General features: G+C 70.8%; 18 protein-coding genes and 1 pseudogene. 7 read left to right on the forward strand and 12 right to left on the reverse strand.

From position 1 onward, the window contains the following. Nucleotides 1-296: 296 nt before the first annotated feature. Nucleotides 297-1,814 carry a carboxylesterase/lipase family protein gene (locus tag ACIBAF_RS16785; RefSeq protein WP_399463961.1) on the forward strand — a complete coding sequence of 506 codons (1,518 nt, stop codon included), beginning with the start codon at nucleotides 297-299 and terminating at the stop codon, nucleotides 1,812-1,814. A gap of 54 nt (nucleotides 1,815-1,868) precedes the next feature. Here the strand turns inward: ACIBAF_RS16785 and ACIBAF_RS16790 are convergent. The 5 genes and pseudogenes from ACIBAF_RS16790 to ACIBAF_RS16810 form a co-directional block, all read right to left on the reverse strand. Continuing rightward, a pseudogene (locus ACIBAF_RS16790) lies at nucleotides 1,869-2,240 on the reverse strand (3-beta hydroxysteroid dehydrogenase); the annotation flags it as partial. A gap of 83 nt (nucleotides 2,241-2,323) precedes the next feature. Beyond that, nucleotides 2,324-4,150: a DUF4157 domain-containing protein gene (locus ACIBAF_RS16795; protein ID WP_399463962.1), complete on the reverse strand. Its 1,827-nt coding sequence runs from the start codon at nucleotides 4,148-4,150 to the stop codon at nucleotides 2,324-2,326. Nucleotides 4,151-5,022: 872 nt separating this feature from the next. Next, nucleotides 5,023-6,183, reverse strand: a complete 1,161-nt coding sequence (locus tag ACIBAF_RS16800; RefSeq protein ID WP_399464037.1) for an MFS transporter — start codon at nucleotides 6,181-6,183, stop codon at nucleotides 5,023-5,025. Nucleotides 6,184-6,209: 26 nt separating this feature from the next. Continuing rightward, on the reverse strand, nucleotides 6,210-6,767 hold the full coding sequence (locus ACIBAF_RS16805; RefSeq protein WP_399464038.1) for a Chromate resistance protein ChrB: 558 nt from the start codon (nucleotides 6,765-6,767) through the stop codon (nucleotides 6,210-6,212). 298 nt (nucleotides 6,768-7,065) lie between these two features. Beyond that, nucleotides 7,066-7,440, reverse strand: coding sequence for a cupin domain-containing protein (locus ACIBAF_RS16810; RefSeq protein ID WP_399463963.1), 375 nt, complete (start codon nucleotides 7,438-7,440; stop codon nucleotides 7,066-7,068). Nucleotides 7,441-7,510: 70 nt separating this feature from the next. On the opposite strand from ACIBAF_RS16810, the gene ACIBAF_RS16815 reads away from it, so the two are divergent. Further along, entirely contained in the window at nucleotides 7,511-7,951 is a 441-nt protein-coding gene (locus ACIBAF_RS16815) for a MarR family winged helix-turn-helix transcriptional regulator (protein ID WP_399463964.1), read from the forward strand. Between the two features lie 231 nt (nucleotides 7,952-8,182). Here the strand turns inward: ACIBAF_RS16815 and ACIBAF_RS16820 are convergent, their stop codons facing one another. Continuing rightward, complete coding sequence (locus ACIBAF_RS16820) at nucleotides 8,183-9,091, reverse strand: LysR family transcriptional regulator (RefSeq protein ID WP_399463965.1); 909 nt, start codon at nucleotides 9,089-9,091, stop codon at nucleotides 8,183-8,185. Nucleotides 9,092-9,163: 72 nt separating this feature from the next. Here ACIBAF_RS16820 and ACIBAF_RS16825 point away from each other — a divergent pair, with 72 nt between their 5' ends. Both ACIBAF_RS16825 and ACIBAF_RS16830 read left to right on the forward strand, forming a co-directional pair. Beyond that, nucleotides 9,164-9,556, forward strand: a complete 393-nt coding sequence (locus tag ACIBAF_RS16825) for a RidA family protein (protein WP_399463966.1) — start codon at nucleotides 9,164-9,166, stop codon at nucleotides 9,554-9,556. 93 nt (nucleotides 9,557-9,649) lie between these two features. Further along, nucleotides 9,650-10,003 carry an antibiotic biosynthesis monooxygenase family protein gene (locus ACIBAF_RS16830; RefSeq protein WP_399463967.1) on the forward strand — a complete coding sequence of 118 codons (354 nt, stop codon included), beginning with the start codon at nucleotides 9,650-9,652 and terminating at the stop codon, nucleotides 10,001-10,003. A 306-nt stretch (nucleotides 10,004-10,309) separates the two neighbouring features. On the opposite strand, the gene ACIBAF_RS16835 is transcribed toward ACIBAF_RS16830, so the two are convergent. After that, complete coding sequence (locus tag ACIBAF_RS16835; RefSeq protein ID WP_399463968.1) at nucleotides 10,310-10,633, reverse strand: hypothetical protein; 324 nt, start codon at nucleotides 10,631-10,633, stop codon at nucleotides 10,310-10,312. Between the two features lie 180 nt (nucleotides 10,634-10,813). Beyond that, complete coding sequence (locus tag ACIBAF_RS16840; protein ID WP_399463969.1) at nucleotides 10,814-11,644, reverse strand: helix-turn-helix domain-containing protein; 831 nt, start codon at nucleotides 11,642-11,644, stop codon at nucleotides 10,814-10,816. Between the two features lie 101 nt (nucleotides 11,645-11,745). On the opposite strand from ACIBAF_RS16840, the gene ACIBAF_RS16845 reads away from it, so the two are divergent. Both ACIBAF_RS16845 and ACIBAF_RS16850 read left to right on the forward strand, forming a co-directional pair. Continuing rightward, entirely contained in the window at nucleotides 11,746-12,516 is a 771-nt protein-coding gene (locus tag ACIBAF_RS16845) for an SDR family oxidoreductase (RefSeq protein ID WP_399463970.1), read from the forward strand. Nucleotides 12,517-12,861: 345 nt separating this feature from the next. Then, nucleotides 12,862-13,599: an SDR family oxidoreductase gene (locus ACIBAF_RS16850; protein WP_399463971.1), complete on the forward strand. Its 738-nt coding sequence runs from the start codon at nucleotides 12,862-12,864 to the stop codon at nucleotides 13,597-13,599. Nucleotides 13,600-13,779: 180 nt separating this feature from the next. Here ACIBAF_RS16850 and ACIBAF_RS16855 read toward each other — a convergent pair whose 3' ends face one another. From ACIBAF_RS16855 to ACIBAF_RS16870, 4 genes are all read right to left on the reverse strand, one after another. Then, a complete protein-coding gene (locus ACIBAF_RS16855; RefSeq protein ID WP_399463972.1) occupies nucleotides 13,780-14,223 on the reverse strand; it encodes a hypothetical protein in 444 nt (147 codons plus the stop codon). 354 nt (nucleotides 14,224-14,577) lie between these two features. Continuing rightward, a complete protein-coding gene (locus ACIBAF_RS16860) occupies nucleotides 14,578-15,231 on the reverse strand; it encodes a 3-oxoacid CoA-transferase subunit B (RefSeq protein WP_399463973.1) in 654 nt (217 codons plus the stop codon). Continuing rightward, on the reverse strand, nucleotides 15,228-15,923 hold the full coding sequence (locus tag ACIBAF_RS16865) for a 3-oxoacid CoA-transferase subunit A (RefSeq protein WP_399463974.1): 696 nt from the start codon (nucleotides 15,921-15,923) through the stop codon (nucleotides 15,228-15,230). The genes ACIBAF_RS16860 and ACIBAF_RS16865 overlap by 4 nt, the downstream gene beginning before the upstream one ends. Further along, complete coding sequence (locus tag ACIBAF_RS16870; RefSeq protein ID WP_399463975.1) at nucleotides 15,920-17,125, reverse strand: thiolase family protein; 1,206 nt, start codon at nucleotides 17,123-17,125, stop codon at nucleotides 15,920-15,922. The genes ACIBAF_RS16865 and ACIBAF_RS16870 overlap by 4 nt, the downstream gene beginning before the upstream one ends. 71 nt (nucleotides 17,126-17,196) lie before the next feature. Here ACIBAF_RS16870 and ACIBAF_RS16875 point away from each other — a divergent pair, with 71 nt between their 5' ends. Next, complete coding sequence (locus tag ACIBAF_RS16875) at nucleotides 17,197-18,078, forward strand: LysR substrate-binding domain-containing protein (RefSeq protein WP_399463976.1); 882 nt, start codon at nucleotides 17,197-17,199, stop codon at nucleotides 18,076-18,078. Nucleotides 18,079-18,122 lie beyond the last annotated feature (44 nt).

The following is an 18,122-nucleotide window of genomic DNA, read 5'->3' on the forward strand; positions in this document are numbered from 1 at the left end:
GGCGGCCAAGGATTACTCCCACCAGGAGAAGAGCTCATTGCGTGAGCTGGGGCCCGGTTCGGCCCGTGATCTCAAGCTAGGAGCGGGTTTCCCCGCTCCCTGCCCCCTGAGGGACGCAATCCGACCGTGTCCGTTAGTACCGCAGTACTAACGGCCCTCAGACCCCGGTGCGCCCGTGTGCGAGCCGGCCGTGGGTCTCGGCGATCTTGCGGCAGCTGATTGATACTTCAAGGACATCGGGGCAGGATGGCAGCGCTGACACGGGCGGCCTCGCCCGCCCGACCGGAGGAGCCATCATGAGCGGTGCCGAGTTTCCGGAGGTCATGACCACGGCGGGCGCGGTGCGCGGCCGTCGGGAGGCGGGCCTCACGGTCTTCCGCGGGATCCCGTACGCGCAGCCACCGGTGGGCGAGGCGCGCTTCGCGGCGCCGCGTCCGGTGCGGCGCTGGGACGGTGTGCGCGAGGCGGTCGTGTTCGGTCCGCCGCCCCCGCAGGAGCCGCTCGGCCCCGACGCCGCGCCGCCCGGCGGCCTCGCGGTCGACGACGACTGGCTGACGGTGAACCTCTGGACGCCGGACGCTGATGCGGCGGCCCGCCGGCCGGTGATGGTGTGGATCTACGGCGGCGCCTACAAGTTCGGCTCCTCCGACGACCCCGCCTACGACGGCAGCCGCCTCTCCAGCGACGGCGAGCTGGTCGTCGTCACCCTCAACTACCGTGTGGGAATGGAGGGGTTCGCTCGCATCGAGGGCGCCCCCGCCAACCGCGGTCTGCTCGACCAGGTCGCGGCCCTGGAGTGGGTGCGGGACAACATCACCGCGTTCGGCGGCGACCCCGACCGGGTCACCGTCTTCGGCGAGTCGGCCGGAGCGGGTTCCATCGCCGCGCTGCTGGCCATGCCGTCGGCCCGGGGCCTGTTCGGGCGGGCCATCGCCCAGAGCGTGCCGGGCACCTTCTTCTCCGACGCGCTGGCCGCCGACATCGCCGAAACGATCGCGGGCGAGCTCGGGCTGCGCCCGACGGTGGCCGACCTCTCCGGCGTCGATCCGCGCAAGCTGCCCCACGCGGGGGCCGCGGTGAGCGCCCGGATGCGCGAGTACGCGCACCGATGGGGGCCGGTCGCGCTCACCCCGACGCCGTTCTCGCCCGTCGTCGACGGCGAGGTCCTGACCGCCACGCCGTGGGAGGCGCTGGCGAGCGGGGCGGCCCGGGACATCGAGCTGATCGTCGGACACAACCGGGACGAGTACCGGCTCTTCCTCCTGCTGGCAGGGCTGCTCGGCCAGGTGGACGACGGCCTCGCGTCGACGGCGCTGGGCCTGTTCGGCCCGACCCCGGACGCCGAGCGGGCCTACCGGGCCGCTTTCCCGGACGCCTCCGCCGAGCAGCTCTTCGAACTCGTCCAGTCCGACTGGCTGTTCCGCATGCCGTCGCTGCACCTCGCCCAGGCGCACGCGGCGGGCGGCGGCCGGGCCCACCTGTACGAACTCACCTGGCCCGCCCCGGCGAACGGCGGCGCCCTGGGCGCCTGCCACGGCCTGGACGTACCCCTGACCTTCGGCGTGTACGACGGCCTCGGCGCCATGCTGATCGGCCCCACCCCCGCACCCGAGACCGAGGCCCTCTCCGCCCGCTTCCGCTCCGCGTGGACCGCCTTCGCCGCCACCGGCGACCCGGGCTGGCCCGCCTACGACACGGAACAGCGTCTCGTCCAACTCCTTGACGCCGAACCGGCGGTTGCGGCCTACCCCGAGGAGGCGTCCCGCCGGATCTGGGAACGGCACACGTTCACTTCGCTGACCCTGGCCCCGTGACGACGCCCAGTGGCATGACGGGCGCACGGGCTCACGGCGCACGGGCCCATGTGCTCACGTGCGGAAGTAGTGCCCCTTCTCCAGGTCCTCAAGGAGTCCCGGCCGCAGTGGCCGCCAGTCGAGGAGCTCGCGGGTGAGGGCGCTGGACGCGGGGAGGTCCTGGCCGATGAGGCCGGCCAGCCACGTGAAGTGGGCCGGGGCGTGCTCGGGGGTGACCGGGGCCGTAGGGACGTCCAGGTGACGGCCTATCACCTCCGCCACGGCGCGGATCTCGACGCCCTCGTCGGCGACGCCGTGCAGTACGGTTCCGGCCGGGGCCCGCTCCACCGCCAGCCGGAACAGCCGGGCCGCGTCGAAACGATGGACGGCGGGCCAGCGGTTGGCGCCGTCGCCATTGCCGGAGACGCCCTTGGCGCGGGCGAGGGCGCCACGGCGGACCCCCCGGGTACGGTGAGGCGTGGGTGACGTCGGTCAGCGCTGGTCGGCTGACCCTTGGATGGCGGTGTGTGTCACGTGACCAGCCCTGCGCCGCGGAGCGCGGTCAATCCCTCCGGATATGTCGTGCTGATGTAAGTCACGGCATCGGCGTCCGAGACGGTGAGCTGCTTGTGTGCGGCGCACTCCTGGAGCCAGACGACTCCGGGCTGAATGCTCAGACTGGCGAAGCTGCTCTTACCGTCGCTGTTCTGGAAGCCGTACTTCTTGTGGTTGCCGGTGAGCCACTGGATGACGGCGGCGGTCTCCTTGGGAAGCGGTTCGAGTGCCGTGACGCCAGCCATCTGAGCCCTGCCCGCGATCGCGGTGGCCACGTCGGATTCGCTGGAGGCGCCTCCGAGCACCCCGGCCTTGTAGAGCGCCAGGCAGGCCCTCATGTACTCCTGGCGGCGTGCCGCGTTCATGTTGCCCGTGACGCCGTCGGCCGCGTTCCGGGCATGGTCGAAGAGGGAGGGGGAGGTCTGGAGGATGTCCTTGCGCATGAAGTTCATGGACACCTCGAACCGCGCCCGCTCCATCCAGTAGTTCGCGAAGATCTTGGGGTCGTTCGTGATGGCGGGGCTGCCCGCGCTCTGCCACTTGGCCGCGTTCGACTCGACCGTCTGTGCCGTCACCTGCGGATAGGCGATCTCGGCGATGTACGGCTTGGTCGACCACCCGGAGCCGTCCTTCTTCAAGATGTGCCCCAGGCTTTTGTCGGACGTGATGTCGTACCAGGCGACGTCGCTCCCGTTGAGCTGAAGGACCACATCGGGACGGGTGTTGCCGTGCGTGACCTGCATGGCCACGGAGAACGTGAGGCCGGACGCCGGACCGGTCCAGGTCTTCCGTTCCGTGAGGAACACCTTGGTGGCGAGGGACTCGATGGCGTAGCCGGCCATGGCGGGGACCAGCGCGGCTATCTCGGCCTTCTTCGACGAGGTTGCCTGGAGGTATTCCTGCCACTGCTCCGCCCACCGGCCCAGATATCCGTCCGTGCGTGCGAGGTTGGCGTCGGTCGGATTCTGGGTGGCCTGGAGCCAGGCGGTCTGGACGGCCTCGTCGAGCTTCACGCCGAAGCCCACCAGGTCCTTCCCGACCTCTTCGCTGGGGGCCTTGCCGGACGTCGGGTAGGGGTGGACGGAGCGCTGGACGGACTGCGGGCCGCCGCCGGCCCGTTCGGCCTGGCCGTGCGTCGTCTGGCCGTGCGTCGTCTGGCCGTGCGTCGTCTGACCGTGCGTCGCCTGGCCGTGCGTCGCCTGGCCGGGCACCGGTCCGCTCAAGGCCCTCGTGGCGTTGGCCTCCGCCTCCCGCTCGAAGCGGTCCGACGGGTCCGAGACACGCAGCCCCGTCCCATGGTCGGTGCCGGCGACCGGTCCCTGCCGCTGCTGGATGACGTGGGTCAGCTCGTGGGCGAGGGTGTGCCCGTCGCCGCCGCCCTCGCCGATGACGACGTGGTTGCCGGAGGTGTAGGCGCGGGCGCCGACCTCGGCGGCGGAGGCGCGGGCCGCCTGGTCGGTATGGATCCGTACGTCGGAGAAGTCGGCGCCGAGGCGAGCTTCCATGTCGGTGCGGGTGGCGTCGTCGAGGGGGTTGCCCGGGGTGCGCAGGACGTCATGGACGGTGGAGCGCTGTACGGGGTGCTGGGTCTGTTGGTGGTTGCAGTCGGCGCCGTGCCGGTGTCGCTCCTGGGCCTCTGGGTGTCCGGCCCGGCGGAGCATCTGGACGACTGCTGCGTTGCCGAAGGTGCTCTGCAACGCGAGGAGCCCCGGGGGCGGCGTCGGGCTCGAGGCCTGGGGCTGGCGGGCAGGCGCCCTGCCCTTCCGTACCTCGGCAGACCGGGCCCGTTCTTCGGCGTGCATGCGACCTCTTCCTCGGCGAGCAGACGACTTCCCTCTGGATACCTAAGACGCGGGCGGTCGGGCCATGTACGCGAGGGCAGAGCAGGGGCAACGTGCGTGGGCCGTATGGGCGCGTGACCATGGCGCGCCAGGCCATCAGGCCGAGTCCGGCCAGGCAGGCGATCAGCTGTCGCGATGGCCGCCGACAGTCGAGACCGCCGAATTCGGACGGGTGGCCGGAAGCCTACAGCCGCTTCCGTTCGGGCGGAGCGGAGGCCGCAGTTTGACGCTCGGTCACCGTTAAAAACGAGTACGCCCTGAGCCGCGCGCCGGAGGGGTTCGACGCCGCCGCCCTCCACGCCTCCACACCGCTCCAGCCGGACACCGCCGCCCGCGTCGCACCGTCGTCCCGCTCCTGAGTAGCCCGTCGGCCTCGCCGCCGAAGCGACCGTCTGCGCCCAACTGCCCCAGACCGTGGCCCGCAGCGACGACCTGGCCCTCGAAGACCAGCTCCGCAGCTGTGCAGAGGAAATGCGCCACCGCTGAAGAGGCCGCTGAGCGCTGAGGAAACCCCTGACCGCACCACGTCCGCGCCTCCGACTCGGACGCGACCGGCACGCGTGGACCCGGCAGCGAAACACTGCTGGTCTGGTACGGATCGCGCCCACGTCTGCGGCCAGGATCATCGGTGGCATCGGTGGCATCGGTGGCATCGGTGGCATCGGTGGCATCGGTGGCATCGGTGGCATCGGTGGCATGGCGCGGATGACGCCGGGGTTCGCATGTCGTGTTGGTCCGGAGACCATTGCCCGCCGGCTGGGGCGCTCGCCGCGTTCGCCGGCCGGCGTCGGCTGCACCGCAGACATCAGAACTGACGCAGTACGTAAGGCGGTTCACCTCTCCGTCTTCGGCTGGGGTACGGATGACACCGGGGGACGATGAACGAACATCGCCACCGCCATGGTCGCGGTCAGCGCGGCCAGCGCCCCGAACCCGTAGGTGAGCGTGGCGAACGAGGCGACGGCGGCGACGAGCAGCGGGCCGCCCGCGTCGCCCAGTTCGCGGCCCAGTTCGGCGGCGCCCATGGTCTGCCCGAGACGCTCCGCAGGCGTGCTCGCGGCCAGTGCGGCGAAGCCGAGCGGGGTGATCAGCCCCGTGCCGGCACCGATCAGGCCCGCTCCGACGAGGATGCCGGTCAGCCCCGGCAGCATCGCGCAGGCCAGACCCGCAGCCGTGAGCGACAGCCCTGCGGCCAGACCGGTCCGCGCGGTGAGGCGCCCGTCGTCCAGAGCGCGCCCGGCTCGCGGCTGGACGACGGCCGCGCAGCCGGCGAGCACCGACACCGCCGCTCCGGTCGCTACGGTGCCCAGTCCGGCGGCGCGCCCGGAGACCGGCAGGAAGCCGACCCCGACCGACAGGGCGGCGGTCGCCGCCGCGAGCGCGGCCGTCGGGGTGAGGAAGACCGGGTCGGCCAGCCGCCGGGCCAGGTTGAGGACCGTCTGCCGGGCCTTGGGCAGCGGGGGGACGACGGGAACGGCGAGCACGGCCCAGACGGCGACCGCCGCGCCGAGTGCCGCGAGGACGGTGAACAGCAGGCGCAGCCCGCCGGCCCACACCAGGACGCCGCCGAGGAGTGGACCGAGGGTGTAGCCGATGGACTTGTAGAAGCCGTAGCTGCCGAAGGCCCGCCCGTGCTTGGTCCCCGGGTTCAGTCGGGCGACCAGTGCGGATGCGGCGGGTGAGAACGCGGAGGCCGCGGCTCCCTGCCCGAGGCGCGCGGCCCAGAGCCAGCCGGGGCTGTCGGCGACGACGTACAACGCGGAGGCGGCGGCGAAGGCCACCAGGCCGCCGAGCAGCACGGGGCGGGCGCCGACGCGGTCGGCGAGGGTGCCGAAGAGCGGCTTGAGGAGCACCTCGGCGCCGTCGTAGAGGGCGAGCAGCCCGCCGAGGACCAGCAGGGACGTGACCGCGTCCTCGGTGTGGCCGCCGAGGTTGGCGGCGATGCCGTGCGCGCCGAAGGCGGTAGTGAACCCGGCCGCGTACAGCGGCCACATCTGACGGGCCGGGGCGGACCGCGCGGTCACTGGTCCGCCTCCGGAGGCTGGTGGAGGGCGGCGAAGACTTGCTCGGCGTAGTCCTCGCAGGCGGCGGAGCACTGCTTGAGCCGCCGGTCGGCCTCAGCGGCCTCCGGAGCGCCGAAGACGTCCCGCGCGGTCAGGTCGCGATGCCAGCGCCGCAGTCGTTCCAGCGACTGCTCCTCTTCCTCCAACTCGGCCAGGGTGAACTTGGCGATCCGGATCTCCTTGGCCAGCTCCTGCTCGAATTTGCCGCAGTCGGCCAGGAACTCCGCCCAGTCCGCGGACCGGGCGGCAGTGAACATCGCCTGGAAGCGGGCGGCGTCCTCGGTGCTGCGCCCGGCGGCGGTGAGGGACACGGCCTGCCCGCCGGCCTGCTCAGTGAGCGTCACCGCCCGGCCGATGCCGGTGGCGAAGACGGGCACGTCCGGAACGGCCCAGACCCCCTGCCCGAGGGAGAGCGCCCCGGCCTTGCGCAACTCCCGCCAGACCGCGACCCGGTGCCGGGACGGCTCCGCAGGCAGTCTGATCACGAGGACGAGCCAGCGGCTCCCCGGTTCCATGTTCGACACGGCGACGAATGTAGCAGCCGTTACATCCGTAGCTGTGCCCGGTGATTCGTAGAGCGGTGGCCGCCCTCGGACTGGTCATGCGCCTCAGTCTGCGAGCATCGGCGAAGCCCCTGTAGCCGGCGCCGTGCTGTTCCGTCATGTTCATTGCCCTCGACGGGGCCGGGTTGGCGGTCGTGGCGGTTGTGGCGGTTGTGGCGTTGCATGCGGGGTGACGTCCGATCCGCGTCGCCCGGCCCGACGGCGCCCCGAATCTTCACCCTGGCCTACGCCTCGTGGGCGAACCCGAGCCCTAGTGAGCCCAGGGCGGTGTGATGGTGCTGCCGTCAGCCAGTTCGGCGGTGAGTCCGACACGGGTGGTGACCCACATGTGGGCGGGCTGGTCGGTGGTGTTGGCGACCGACAGTTCGGAGCCTGCGGGTGCCACTGCCGCGTCACCTGCGCGGAGTTCGGCGCTCTCGGCGTCGATGGTGAGTCGGAGGCGACCGGAGAGGACGTAGAACGTCTCCTCGTCGCTGATCGTGTGGGTCGGCCCCACCATTGCGGGCGGGATCTCGACACGCCAGGCGGCGAGGTCCCGGCTGCCGGTGTCCGGGCGGACGTAGGAAACGAAACGGCCACCGTGAATCTCGTGCGCGACGGCCTCGTCACTGCGGATGAACGACATGCTCCAGCCCCCATCTAGACAACCTGCTTGTCTAGATAGACAAGCAGCTTGACGAGTTATAGTCAAGCCCATGGACGACGCCCTGGTTTTCTCCGCACTCGTGCTGGCCCTTTCCGGACAACTGGTGCAGGAGATCCACGCCGGCGTGTCCCGGCAGGGGTTCGAGGACCTACGACCTGCACACGGCTTCGCCTTCGTCCGCATCTCGGCAGGCGGCGCCACCACGGCCGACCTGGCCGTGCATCTGGGGGTGACCAAGCAGGCCGCCGCCCAGCTGGTCGAGGAACTGGTCCGAAAGGGGTACGTGGAGCGGCATCCACACCCGCACGATGCGCGCGCCCGCCTCCTGGGACTGACCGAGACCGGCTGGGCCGCCACGCGTGCTGCCGACCAGGCCGCCCGGGCTGCCGTCGCACCGTGGCGAGAAGCACTGGGCGAGGCGCGCTTCAGCGAACTCGTCGCCGACCTGACGCTGATTGCACCGCCGGGACCCATCCGCCCTGCCTGGTGAGCCGATGGCCCACCGCCCTGGAGCCAGCCGGCCGTGCAAGCGGGAGATCGCCATCGCGTTGCTGCTCCCTCTGTCCTGCGCCTCTGCCTCCGGTGCCCGGCGCAGCTGGGCCGCCGCCTCTGGCAGCCCCCGCGCGCAGTACGCCTCCGAACTCAGCCGCCGCTCGAAGCGCGGATGGCGGAACTGAGCGCCTGCCATCACGGAAACGGCTGCGCCCCCGGTGGCGTGGTCTTAGGACTTGTTCGGCGGATCTTGGTCGAGAGCGGCCAGGAGACATGGGACCAGGGGATTCGGGTCGTTCTTACGCCAGGCGACGGCGACTCGTGTGCGCGTGGTGCTGGGTTCGATCCTGCGGAAGGCAACGCCTTTGAGGCGGATGCGGCGGATGCTCTCCGGGGCCAGTGACACGCCTAGCCCAGTTTCTACCAGGGCGCAGACGGTCTGCCATTCCACGGCGTGCTGCGCCACCCGGGGCGTGAAGCCTGCCGCGATGCACAGGCTGGTGATCTGGTCGTACAGCGGCGGGCCTACTGCGCGAGGCAGAAGCACGAAGGGGCAGTCCGCCAACTGCTCGATGCGGACAGCGCGTTGCGCCGCGAGGGGGTGCGCGGACGGCAGGACAGCCACAAACGGCTCGGTCAGCACGATCCCGAATCCGAGTTCCGCGTCGCCGGCCGGCGGTTCGCGCAGCAGGCCGATGTCGATCGTCCTCTCGCGTAGGGCAGCCAGTTGCGGCGTGGTGGTCATTTCCTGGATGTCCAGCTCCACGGCGGGAAACCGTTCCCGGAAGGTTCGCAGCAGGCCGGGCAGGACGGTCAGGGCGAGGGAGGCGGCGAAGCCGATCCTCAGCCGGCCGACCCTGCCGCTGCCGACGTCTCGGGCTGCGGCCAGGCCGTCCGCGAGGCCGTTGAGGGCGTGCCGAGCGGCAGGAAGGAGTTCTCGGCCCGCCGGGGTGAGGGCGATACGTCCTGGTTCGCGGCTGAACAGGGCGTGGCCGACCGTGCCCTCCAGGCGCCGGATCTGCTGGCTCAGTGGCGGCTGGGCGATGCCGAGGCGGGTGGCGGCGCGGCCGAAGTGGAGTTCCTCGGCGAGCACGACGAAGGCGTGCAGCTGCTGAAGAGGAAGTTCAGGGCGTTCCATACGCTCAGAGGTATCACTCCATACCCAAAGCTGTATTAGACGTATCGGTGCTGCTCACCTAGCGTTCGGCGCATGACGGAGCGACGTTCCATCCTCAGCGGCTCGACGTTCGAAGAGCGGATCGGCTATGCCCGCGCCGTCGTCGACGGTGACTGGGTTCATGTGTCCGGGACGACCGGGTTCGACTACCCGACCATGACGATCTCCGAGGACGTGGTGGAGCAGGCGGAGCAGTGTCTGCGCAACGTCGAGGCTGCGCCGGCCGAGGCGAAGTGCACCTTCGCCGACGTGGTGCGGGTGCGCTGTCTGCTGCCCGACCGGGCCGACTTCGAGCCCTGCTGGCCAGTACTGCGTCGCGCCTTCGGCCAGGTCCGACCGGCCGCCACGATGCTCATGTGCGACCTCGCCGATCCCCGCATGAAGATCGAGATCGAAGCGTACGCACGCCGACGGCCTCCCGCGTGACCGTCCGTGCAATCGGCTCTGGGAGATCCCCTACGTATCCCGTTCAGGAAAGGACACCGGATCGTCGTGCGCATCCGTCCTCACAGTGCTGCCGTGAGCAGTCACTCCGAAGTGCCTGTCACGCCCGTCGAAGCATATGAACCCCCCTACTACGTGGCTGTCTTCACCACGGTGCGAACCCCGAACCAGAGCGACTACAGCGAGACCGACGCACGCTTGGAAGACCTGGTGAAGGACCTCCCCGGGTACCTGGGGATGGACCACGCTCAGACTCCCGGCGGCCTGGGCATCACCGTCAGCTACTTCCGCGACGCCGACGCCCTCACGCAATGGCGGACCAACGCCGAGCACCGCGCAGCGCAAAAGCGCGGGCGAGCCGAGTGGTACCAGAGCTACACGCTGCATGTCGCGAAAGTGGAGCGGAGCCACGGGTTCACGCGAGCGTAGCTCCCGTAGGGCCGGCAGGCTGACCATCCGAAGGTCACGCGGGCGCACCACGCGGTGGACTGAACACGAAGGCGACCTGAGATCGTCCACCCGGCAGCCGGCTCCGCAGCTACGGGTAACCGCAATCACCAGTACTGCGCCAGCGTCTCCCGTCGGCAACTCGGCTTGTTGCGTCAGCCGTCGCTGTCCGAGGCGGCGTTGAAGACCGCGATCTGCGGCTCGCGGTCGTCGGCCAGACGATCATGGATGACCGCCTGGACGCGCCGCCGCCGATCAGAGCTCTGGCCGTGCGTGGTACTTCCGAGATCAGGCGCCCCAACCGTAGGCGTCGTGTGTCGTGAGCTCCCGCCAGAACATAGGCTCGATTTGCGCCGATACTCCTGCGGCTTCGAACATCGGCCTGATCTCGGACCCCTGCTCCTGGAAGAACGACTCGAAGCTCTGCCGGTCGGGCCACTCGTCGAGCACCAGCAAGCTGCTGCCGTCGTCGGAGCCGTAGAAGCGGTGCGCAATGAGGCCATGACGCTTCGCCGCTTCGAGCACAGCCTGCATCTTCTCCGTGTTGGCTGATGCGTACTGCTCCACCCCCTTCGGATCGCCAGCGACCTTCACCGTCATGATCACAGACATAACTCCTCCTCTTCTCCTGCATGCTCGTGCCGGGATATTTGCAGCAAATGATCCCTGATCGCGTCAAGCGCACCGTAATCGCCCTGAATTCCAGCGCCGATGGCCCACACGCCGTCGCACAAGCCTCACGAGCACTGACTTCAGGGCGGCGCGGTCCGCTGGGCGTGCGCCCGCGCCGGCTCAGTACTCCTGGCGCGAGGTCGCGGCCAGCGAGCCGAGGAGTACGAGCGCCTCGCTGCTGGGCGAGGCCGGCTCCGCGTGGTAGACGACGAGTTCCTGGCCCGGGGCCGAGCGGACGTCGAAGGTCTGCATGGTCAGCGTCAGCGGCCCGACGTCGCGGTGCTCGAAACGCTTGTGCTCCAGCGCCTTGCCGCGGGCATCGTGACGATCCCATTGCTCGGCGAACTCCGGGCTCCGCTCCAGGAGTTCGCTGAGTACCTGCCGCACCCGCGGGTCGTCCGGCGCCGCGCCATGGCCGAGCCGGAAGCCGGCCACGGAGTTGCGCGCGACGTCGTGCCAGTCGCGGTAGAAGACGCGGGCGGCCGGGTCGGTGAACACGACGTGCATGAGATTGCGCGAGTGTGTCCAGCCGTGGAAGAGCGAGTCGGCGATGGCGTTGGACGCCAGGACGTCGTACGCGCGGTTGTAGACGATGGCGGGGTTGTGCGGCCAGGCGTCCATGAGCGCCAGAAGGCTCGGCTCGACCCGGTCGGCCACGGCGGCGGCCCGGGAGCGTGGGCCGAGGCCGACGAGCCGGAACAGGTGCCGACGGCCGTCCTCGTCCAGCCGCAGGGCGGCGGCCAACGCGTCGAGCACCTGCGCGGAGGGCGTGCGCTCCCGCCCCTGCTCCAGGCGTACGTAGTAGTCGGCGCTGACCCCGGCGAGCAGGGCGACTTCCTCGCGCCGCAGCCCCGGCACCCGGCGGTGCCCGGTGGCGGGGAGGTTCACCTCGGCCGGGGTGACGCGGGCGCGCCGGGCGGTGAGGTAGGCGCCGAGCTCTGAACGTGCCATGCCGCCATGCTAGGTCCGGGCCCGCCGCACTTCCTGGGTGCGCTGCACCCAGGAGGATTCCGCCCTTCCGCGGGCGGGCTGGCCGGGCCAGCCTCGAGGCCATGACCACACAGCAACCCGAACGCGCCGAGCCGGCCGGCCGTAAGGTCGTTCTCGTCACCGGCGCCAGTAGCGGCATCGGCGCGGCCGTCGCCGCACGACTCGTAGCAGAGGGACACCAGGTGGTGGCCGGTGCGCGCCGCACCGACCGCCTGCGGGCTCTGGCGAAGCACACGGCCGAGGCCGCCGCCCGCTCCGGCGGCGCCCTGCAGCCGGAACGGCTGGACGTGACGGACCGCTCGGACGTCGCGGCCTTCGTCCAGGCCGCACGCGACCGCCACGGCCGGGTCGACGTCCTCGTCAGCAACGCCGGGGTCATGCCCCTGTCGCGGATGGACTCCCTGCTCGTCGACGAGTGGGACCGGATGATCGACGTGAACGTCCGCGGCCTGCTGCACGGCATCGCCGCGACGCTGCCCATATTCACTGCGCAGGCCTCGGGCCACTTCGTCACGGTCGCGAGCATCGGCGCCCACCAAGTCGTGCCCACCGGCGCCGTCTACTGCGGCACGAAGTACGCGGCCTGGGCGATCACCGAGGGCCTGCGCCAGGAGTCCGACCCCTCGATCCGGGTCACGACCATCTCGCCCGGCGTGGTCGACTCCGAACTCGCCGACACCATCACCGAGGCCGGCGCCGCCGAGGCCATGCGCGCCTACCGCGCCCACGCGATCGGATCCGACGCGATCGCCGGCGCGGTTTCCTACGCCCTCGCGCAGCCACCCGACGTCGATGTCAACGAGATCGTCGTACGCCCCGTCCGCCAGCGCTGAACCTCCCACCGCGCGGACGCGGCGGACCGTGCGCAGGCCCCTCTCTGCGAGGGGGCCACCTCGCGCACAAGAAGGTGTCCGCCTTCCTCCTCGTCCTGGTCGGGCGTCAGGAACCGACGTGGGGCGGCGCACTCGTGCACGCCATCTTTGGATCGGGCCGAAGGAGCCGAAGGAATTGGGTTGCCGTGCCCCCATCGCAGGCCGAACGATTGCGCCTTGTGACTGCTACTGGAGAGAAGCCGCCCTGTGATGCCGTCAGGCCGGTCGCGTTGGTGACCGGCGTCGGCCGGTCCGTCGGCATCGGCGCGGGCACCGCGCACCGGCTGGACCGTCAGGCCGGTCGCGTTGGTGACCGGCGTCGGCCGGTCCGTCGGCATCGGCGCGGGCACCGCGCACCGGCTGGCCGAGGCGGGCTGGAACGTCGCCTTCACGTACTGGCCGCCGTACGACGCTCGCATGGCCTGGGGCGCCGAGGCCGGCGCCGCGGACTCCATCGCCGAGGCGTTGGCCGAACGGGGCGCCCACGCGGTGGCGGTGGAGGCGGACCTCGCCGACCCGGAGGCGGCCGAGCGTGTCTTCGATGAAGCCGAGCGTCGCCTCGGCGGCATCACCGCCTTGGTGATGTGCCACTGCGAGCCGGTCGACTCCGGCCTGCTCGACACCACGCTCGAGAGCTTCGACCGCCACTTCGCGGTCAATGCGCGAGCCACCTGGCTGCTGATCCGCGAGTATGGCCGTCGCTTCCACGGGACTCCGGGAACCGGACGCGTCATCAGCCTCACCAGCGACCACACCGTCGGCAACCTGCCCTACGGAGCAAGCAAAGGTGCACTCGACCGCATCACCCTGGCAGCCGCCTACGAACTCTCCCACCTCGGGATCACCGCCAACGTGATCAACCCGGGACCGGTGGACACGGGTTGGATGTCCGACGACATCCGGGAGCACGTACTGCGTCAGACGCCGCTGGGACGTCTGGGCAGCCCACAGGACACCGCTCATCTCGTGGAGTTCCTGTGCTCACCGCAGGGCCAGTGGATCAACGGGCAGCTGCTGAAGAGCAACGGTGGCTTCGCCGGCTGATCGGCCGACCTGACTACGCGGCCTCCTCGCGTTCGACCAGGACGCCGTTCTCGAACCCGGCACCGGAGCGGACCAGGCAACAAGGGAGGCGCCGGCGATCGCCCGTCGGCGTGCCTGGGCGGACTCGACCCGCTTGAAAACGATCGCCAGGGCCGCAGGGCCGCCTCTGCGGGTGCCGTGTCAGTACGCCTTGACCGTGCCTGGTTCACCTGTGATCTCGCCGCGCAGCAAGGCTATGAAGGCGTCAGCGAACTTCAGCAGGATTCCCGTGTCCAGGTCTTGGCCGAAGGACTGGCTCTGGCCGCCGGTTCCGAACCCGTTGACGAGGTCCCTGGGGATCGCTGGGGCCCATCGCAGTAGCTGCTCGCGGAGCCGTTCGGACAACGCGACGACGGTGGCAACTCTGTCCGGAGCGGTTCCGAGGTGTTCGTCCAGGCATGCGGACACGCAGCCCATGCAGCCTGCTGTCGCTTGAACGTGCCAGTCGTCCCGTGCCGCGTTGAGCCAGGCCGGACGCTCGGTGACAGAAGCGGTTTCTTCGGACAGGAGGTAGAGCCACACCTCGGCCTGGAAATCACGGGCCCAGAAGCCCTGCCCTCGGTAGTCCATGTATGAGCTGCCCACGGGGCAAGTAGAGCATCACGTCGCGTCGGGCCGCAGACCGTTTTCGCCCGACAGCCCTGGCCTGCCTGCGTCTTCACGCTGTGGTTCCGCGCGGCTCTCACCCCCTCCGGAGGGGGAAGTCCGTGGAGGCCGCGAGGTCGCACTGCGCCTCGGTTCGTCCCAGACCTCAGCGGAGGGTCGCCCCGATACTGGTTGTATCGGGGCGACCCCGACAACGCGGCTGCTGGGGCGCCCCCTCTGGGGGAGAGTGGATCAGCCGTTCGTCCGCACATCGCCTTCGATCTGCAGGAGCGCGCTGCTCACCGGCCTGCGCGGACGGCGGTGTCCGTCAGGGGCCATGCGCTTCGGTGCGCGTCAGCGCCGACGCGGCGTGATGCCGAGCCGCTCCGCGAGCTCGTCGGCGCCGATGCCGTAGGTCTCCCGGATGCGTACACCGTCGGGGCCGACGTCGAAGACGCCGTGGTCGGTGTAGACGCGGCTGACGCAGCCGACTCCGGTGAGCGGGTAGGTGCACTGCGGTACGAGCTTGGGCTCGCCGGAGCGGGTGAAGAGGGTCATCATCACGTAGACGTCCTTGGCGCCGATGGCGAGGTCCATGGCGCCGCCGACGGCGGGGATGTCGTCGGGCTTGCCCGTGGTCCAGTTGGCGAGGTCGCCGTCGAAGGCGACCTGGTAGGCGCCGAGGACGCAGACGTCGAGGTGCCCGCCGCGCATCATCGCGAAGGAGTCGGCGTGGTGGAAGTACGCCGCTCCCGGCAGTTCGGTCACCGGGACCTTGCCGGCGTTGGTCAGGTCGGGGTCGATCGCGTCGCCCTCGGCCTTCGGGCCCATGTTGAGCATGCCGTTCTCGGTGTGCAGCACCACGCCGGAGTCGGCCGGCAGATGGTCGGCGATCTTGGTGGGCTGCCCGATGCCGAGATTGACGAAGGAGCCGGCCGGGATGTCGCGTGCGATGACGGCGGCCAGTTCGTCCATCGAGAGACGGTGGTCGGTGGACGTGGTGGTCATCGTGCCCCCTGCACGGTGTAGTGACGGGCCGCCACCTGGACGACCCGGTCGACGTAGATGGACGGGGTGACGACGGCCTCGGGGTCGAGCTTCCCGGGCTCGACGACCTGGTCGACCTGGACGATGGTCGTCGTCGCGGCCGTGGCCATGACCGGTCCGAAGTTGCGGGCGGTTCTGCGGTAGACGAGGTTGCCCATCGTGTCCGCGACATGGGCGCCGATCAGCGCGTAGTCGCCCTTGATCGGGTACTCCAGCAGATACCTCCGGCCGTCGATCTCCCGCTCCTCCTTGCCCTCGGCCAGCGGCGTGCCGACCGCGGTCGGGCAGTAGAACGCGCCGATGCCCGCGCCGGCCGCGCGCATCCGCTCGGCCAGGTTGCCCTGCGGCACCACCTCCAGCTCGATCTTTCCCGCCCGGTAGAGGCCGTCGAAGACCCAGGAGTCGGCCTGGCGCGGGAAGGAGCAGAGCACCTTGCGCACCCGTCCGGCGGCCAGCAGCGCGGCCAGTCCGACGTCGCCGTTGCCGGCGTTGTTGGACACGATGGTGAGGTCCTTCGCGCCCTGCCGGATGAGCGCGTCGATCAGATCGAACGGCATCCCGGCCAGGCCGAACCCGCCGACCAGAATGGTCGCCCCGTCCTCGATGCCGGCGACCGCCGCATCCGTGCTCTCGACTATCTCCGCCCGGCTCACCGGTCCGCTCCCGTCGCGTCGCAGTTCTCCAGTACTACGGCCAGGCCCTGACCGACCCCGATGCAGATCGCGGCGACGCCGTAGCGCTGCCTCGTCTCGCGCAGCACCTTGGCCAGCGTGGCGAGGATGCGGCCGCCCGAGGCGCCCAGCGGGTGCCCGATCGCGATCGCCCCGCCCTTCTGGTTGACGAGGGCGGGGTCGATCTTCCACGCGTCGAGGCAGGCGAGCGACTGCACGGCGAACGCCTCGTTGAGCTCGACCGCGCCCACCTGGTCCCAGCCGATCCCGGCCCGGGCCAGCGCACGGTTCGCGGCCTCGACCGGGGCGTAGCCGAAGGCCTGCGGCTCCAGCGCCATCACGCCACGGCCGGCGATCCGGGCGATCGGGTCGGTGCCGATCGTGGCCGCGGCCCTCTCGCTGCCCAACAGCACGGCTGAGGCGCCGTCGTTGAGCGGGCTGGCGTTGCCCGCGGTGATGGTGCCGCCCTGCTCCGGTGTGCGGAAGACCGGCTTGAGTCCGGCCAGCACCTGAGGTGTGGATCCGGCGCGGATGCCCTCGTCGCGGGTCAGGTCGACGCCTTCGACCGGTGCCACGAGGTCGTCGTAGAAGCCCGACTCCCAGGCCTGGTGGGCGAGTTGGTGGGAGCGGGCGGCGAACTCGTCCTGGCGCTCGCGGGAGATGTCGAAGCGCTCCCGGAGCTGCTCGTTGGACTCGCCGAGGCTGACCGTCCACTCCTTCGGCATCCGCGGGTTGATCAGCCGCCAGCCGAGCGTGGTCGAGACGGCGGTGACGTCGCCGACCGGGAACGGCTTCGCCGACTTGGGCAGCACCCACGGCGCACGGGTCATCGACTCGACGCCTCCGGTCAGCACCACCTCGGCGTCGCCGGAGTCGATGGTCCGGCTGGCGATCATCGCCGCGTCGAGGCTCGATCCGCACAGCCGGTTGACCGTGGTGCCGGGCACGCTCACCGGGAGGCCTGCGAGCAGCGCCGCCATGCGGCCGACGTTGCGGTTCTCCTCCCCGGCGCCGTTGGCGTTGCCCCACACCACGTCGTCGATGGCGGCGGGATCGAGGCCGGGCACGTTCGCGAGCGTCGAGGTGATCGCGGCGGCGGCGAGGTCGTCCGGGCGGACGCCGGCCAGCGCGCCGTTGAAGCGGCCGAACGGCGTCCGCGTCGCGGCGTATATGAAAGCACTCATGACAGTGACGCTAACCCCTGACCGCGATATCCTGAAGTACGCATATCGAAGCCGATTGATATGGACGACATATGGATCTGCGCCATCTCCGGTACTTCGTGGCGGTCGCCGAGGAACGCCATTTCGGCCGAGCCGCCGAGCGGCTCCACATGGCCCAGCCCCCGCTCTCCCAGCAGATCCGCCAGCTGGAGGCCGAGCTCGGCGTCGAGCTGCTGCATCGCACCACGCGTCGCGTCGACCTCACCGAGGCCGGCCGGGCCTACCTGGAGCGGGCGCGCGCGATCCTCGCCGACGTCGACGAGGCCGCGCACCACGCACGGCTCGTCGCCGCCGGCTCGGTGGGCCACCTCGCGATCGGGTGCGTGGGCTCGGCGACGTACAGCCTGTTGCCCACGCTCTCGCGCCGGCTCACCGAGGAGCTTCCCGGCGTCGACTTCTCCTTCCGCGGCGAGATGCTCGCACCCGACCAGGTCGAGGCGCTGCGCACGGGCGCGATCGACGTCGCGCTGCTGCGCCCTGTGGCGGCCGACCTCTCCCTCACCGTGCACACCCTGCGCCGGGACCGGCTCGTCGTCGCCGTACCGGTCGACCACCCGCTGGCCCGCCGGAAACGGTTGCGTGCCGCGGACCTCGCCGGCGTCGACCTGATCGTGCACTCCGCCGACCGCCGGTCGGTGATGTACGACGTCGTCCTGGGCCTGCTGCGCGACGCCGGCGTGGAGTCGCGCATCCGCCACGAGGTCGGCGAGACCTCGACGCTGGTCACCCTTGTGGCCGGCGGCCTCGGCGTCGCCGTCGTGCCCGAGCCCGTGACCGCGTTGGCGCTCGACGGTGTCGCCTACCGCCCGCTGGCCGGGGGCGACGCCCGTGTGGAGCTGGCCGTCGCCCATCGCGCCGACCGCTCCGAGCCGCATCTGGCGCGCACGGTCGGGATCATCCGGACGACGATGTGAGAGATCGCTCGGGCGGCCGGGGAGCGCCAACACTTGCCATATGG

The organism is Streptomyces sp. NPDC051677 (genome assembly GCF_044453465.1).
GTDB lineage: Bacteria > Actinomycetota > Actinomycetes > Streptomycetales > Streptomycetaceae > Streptomyces.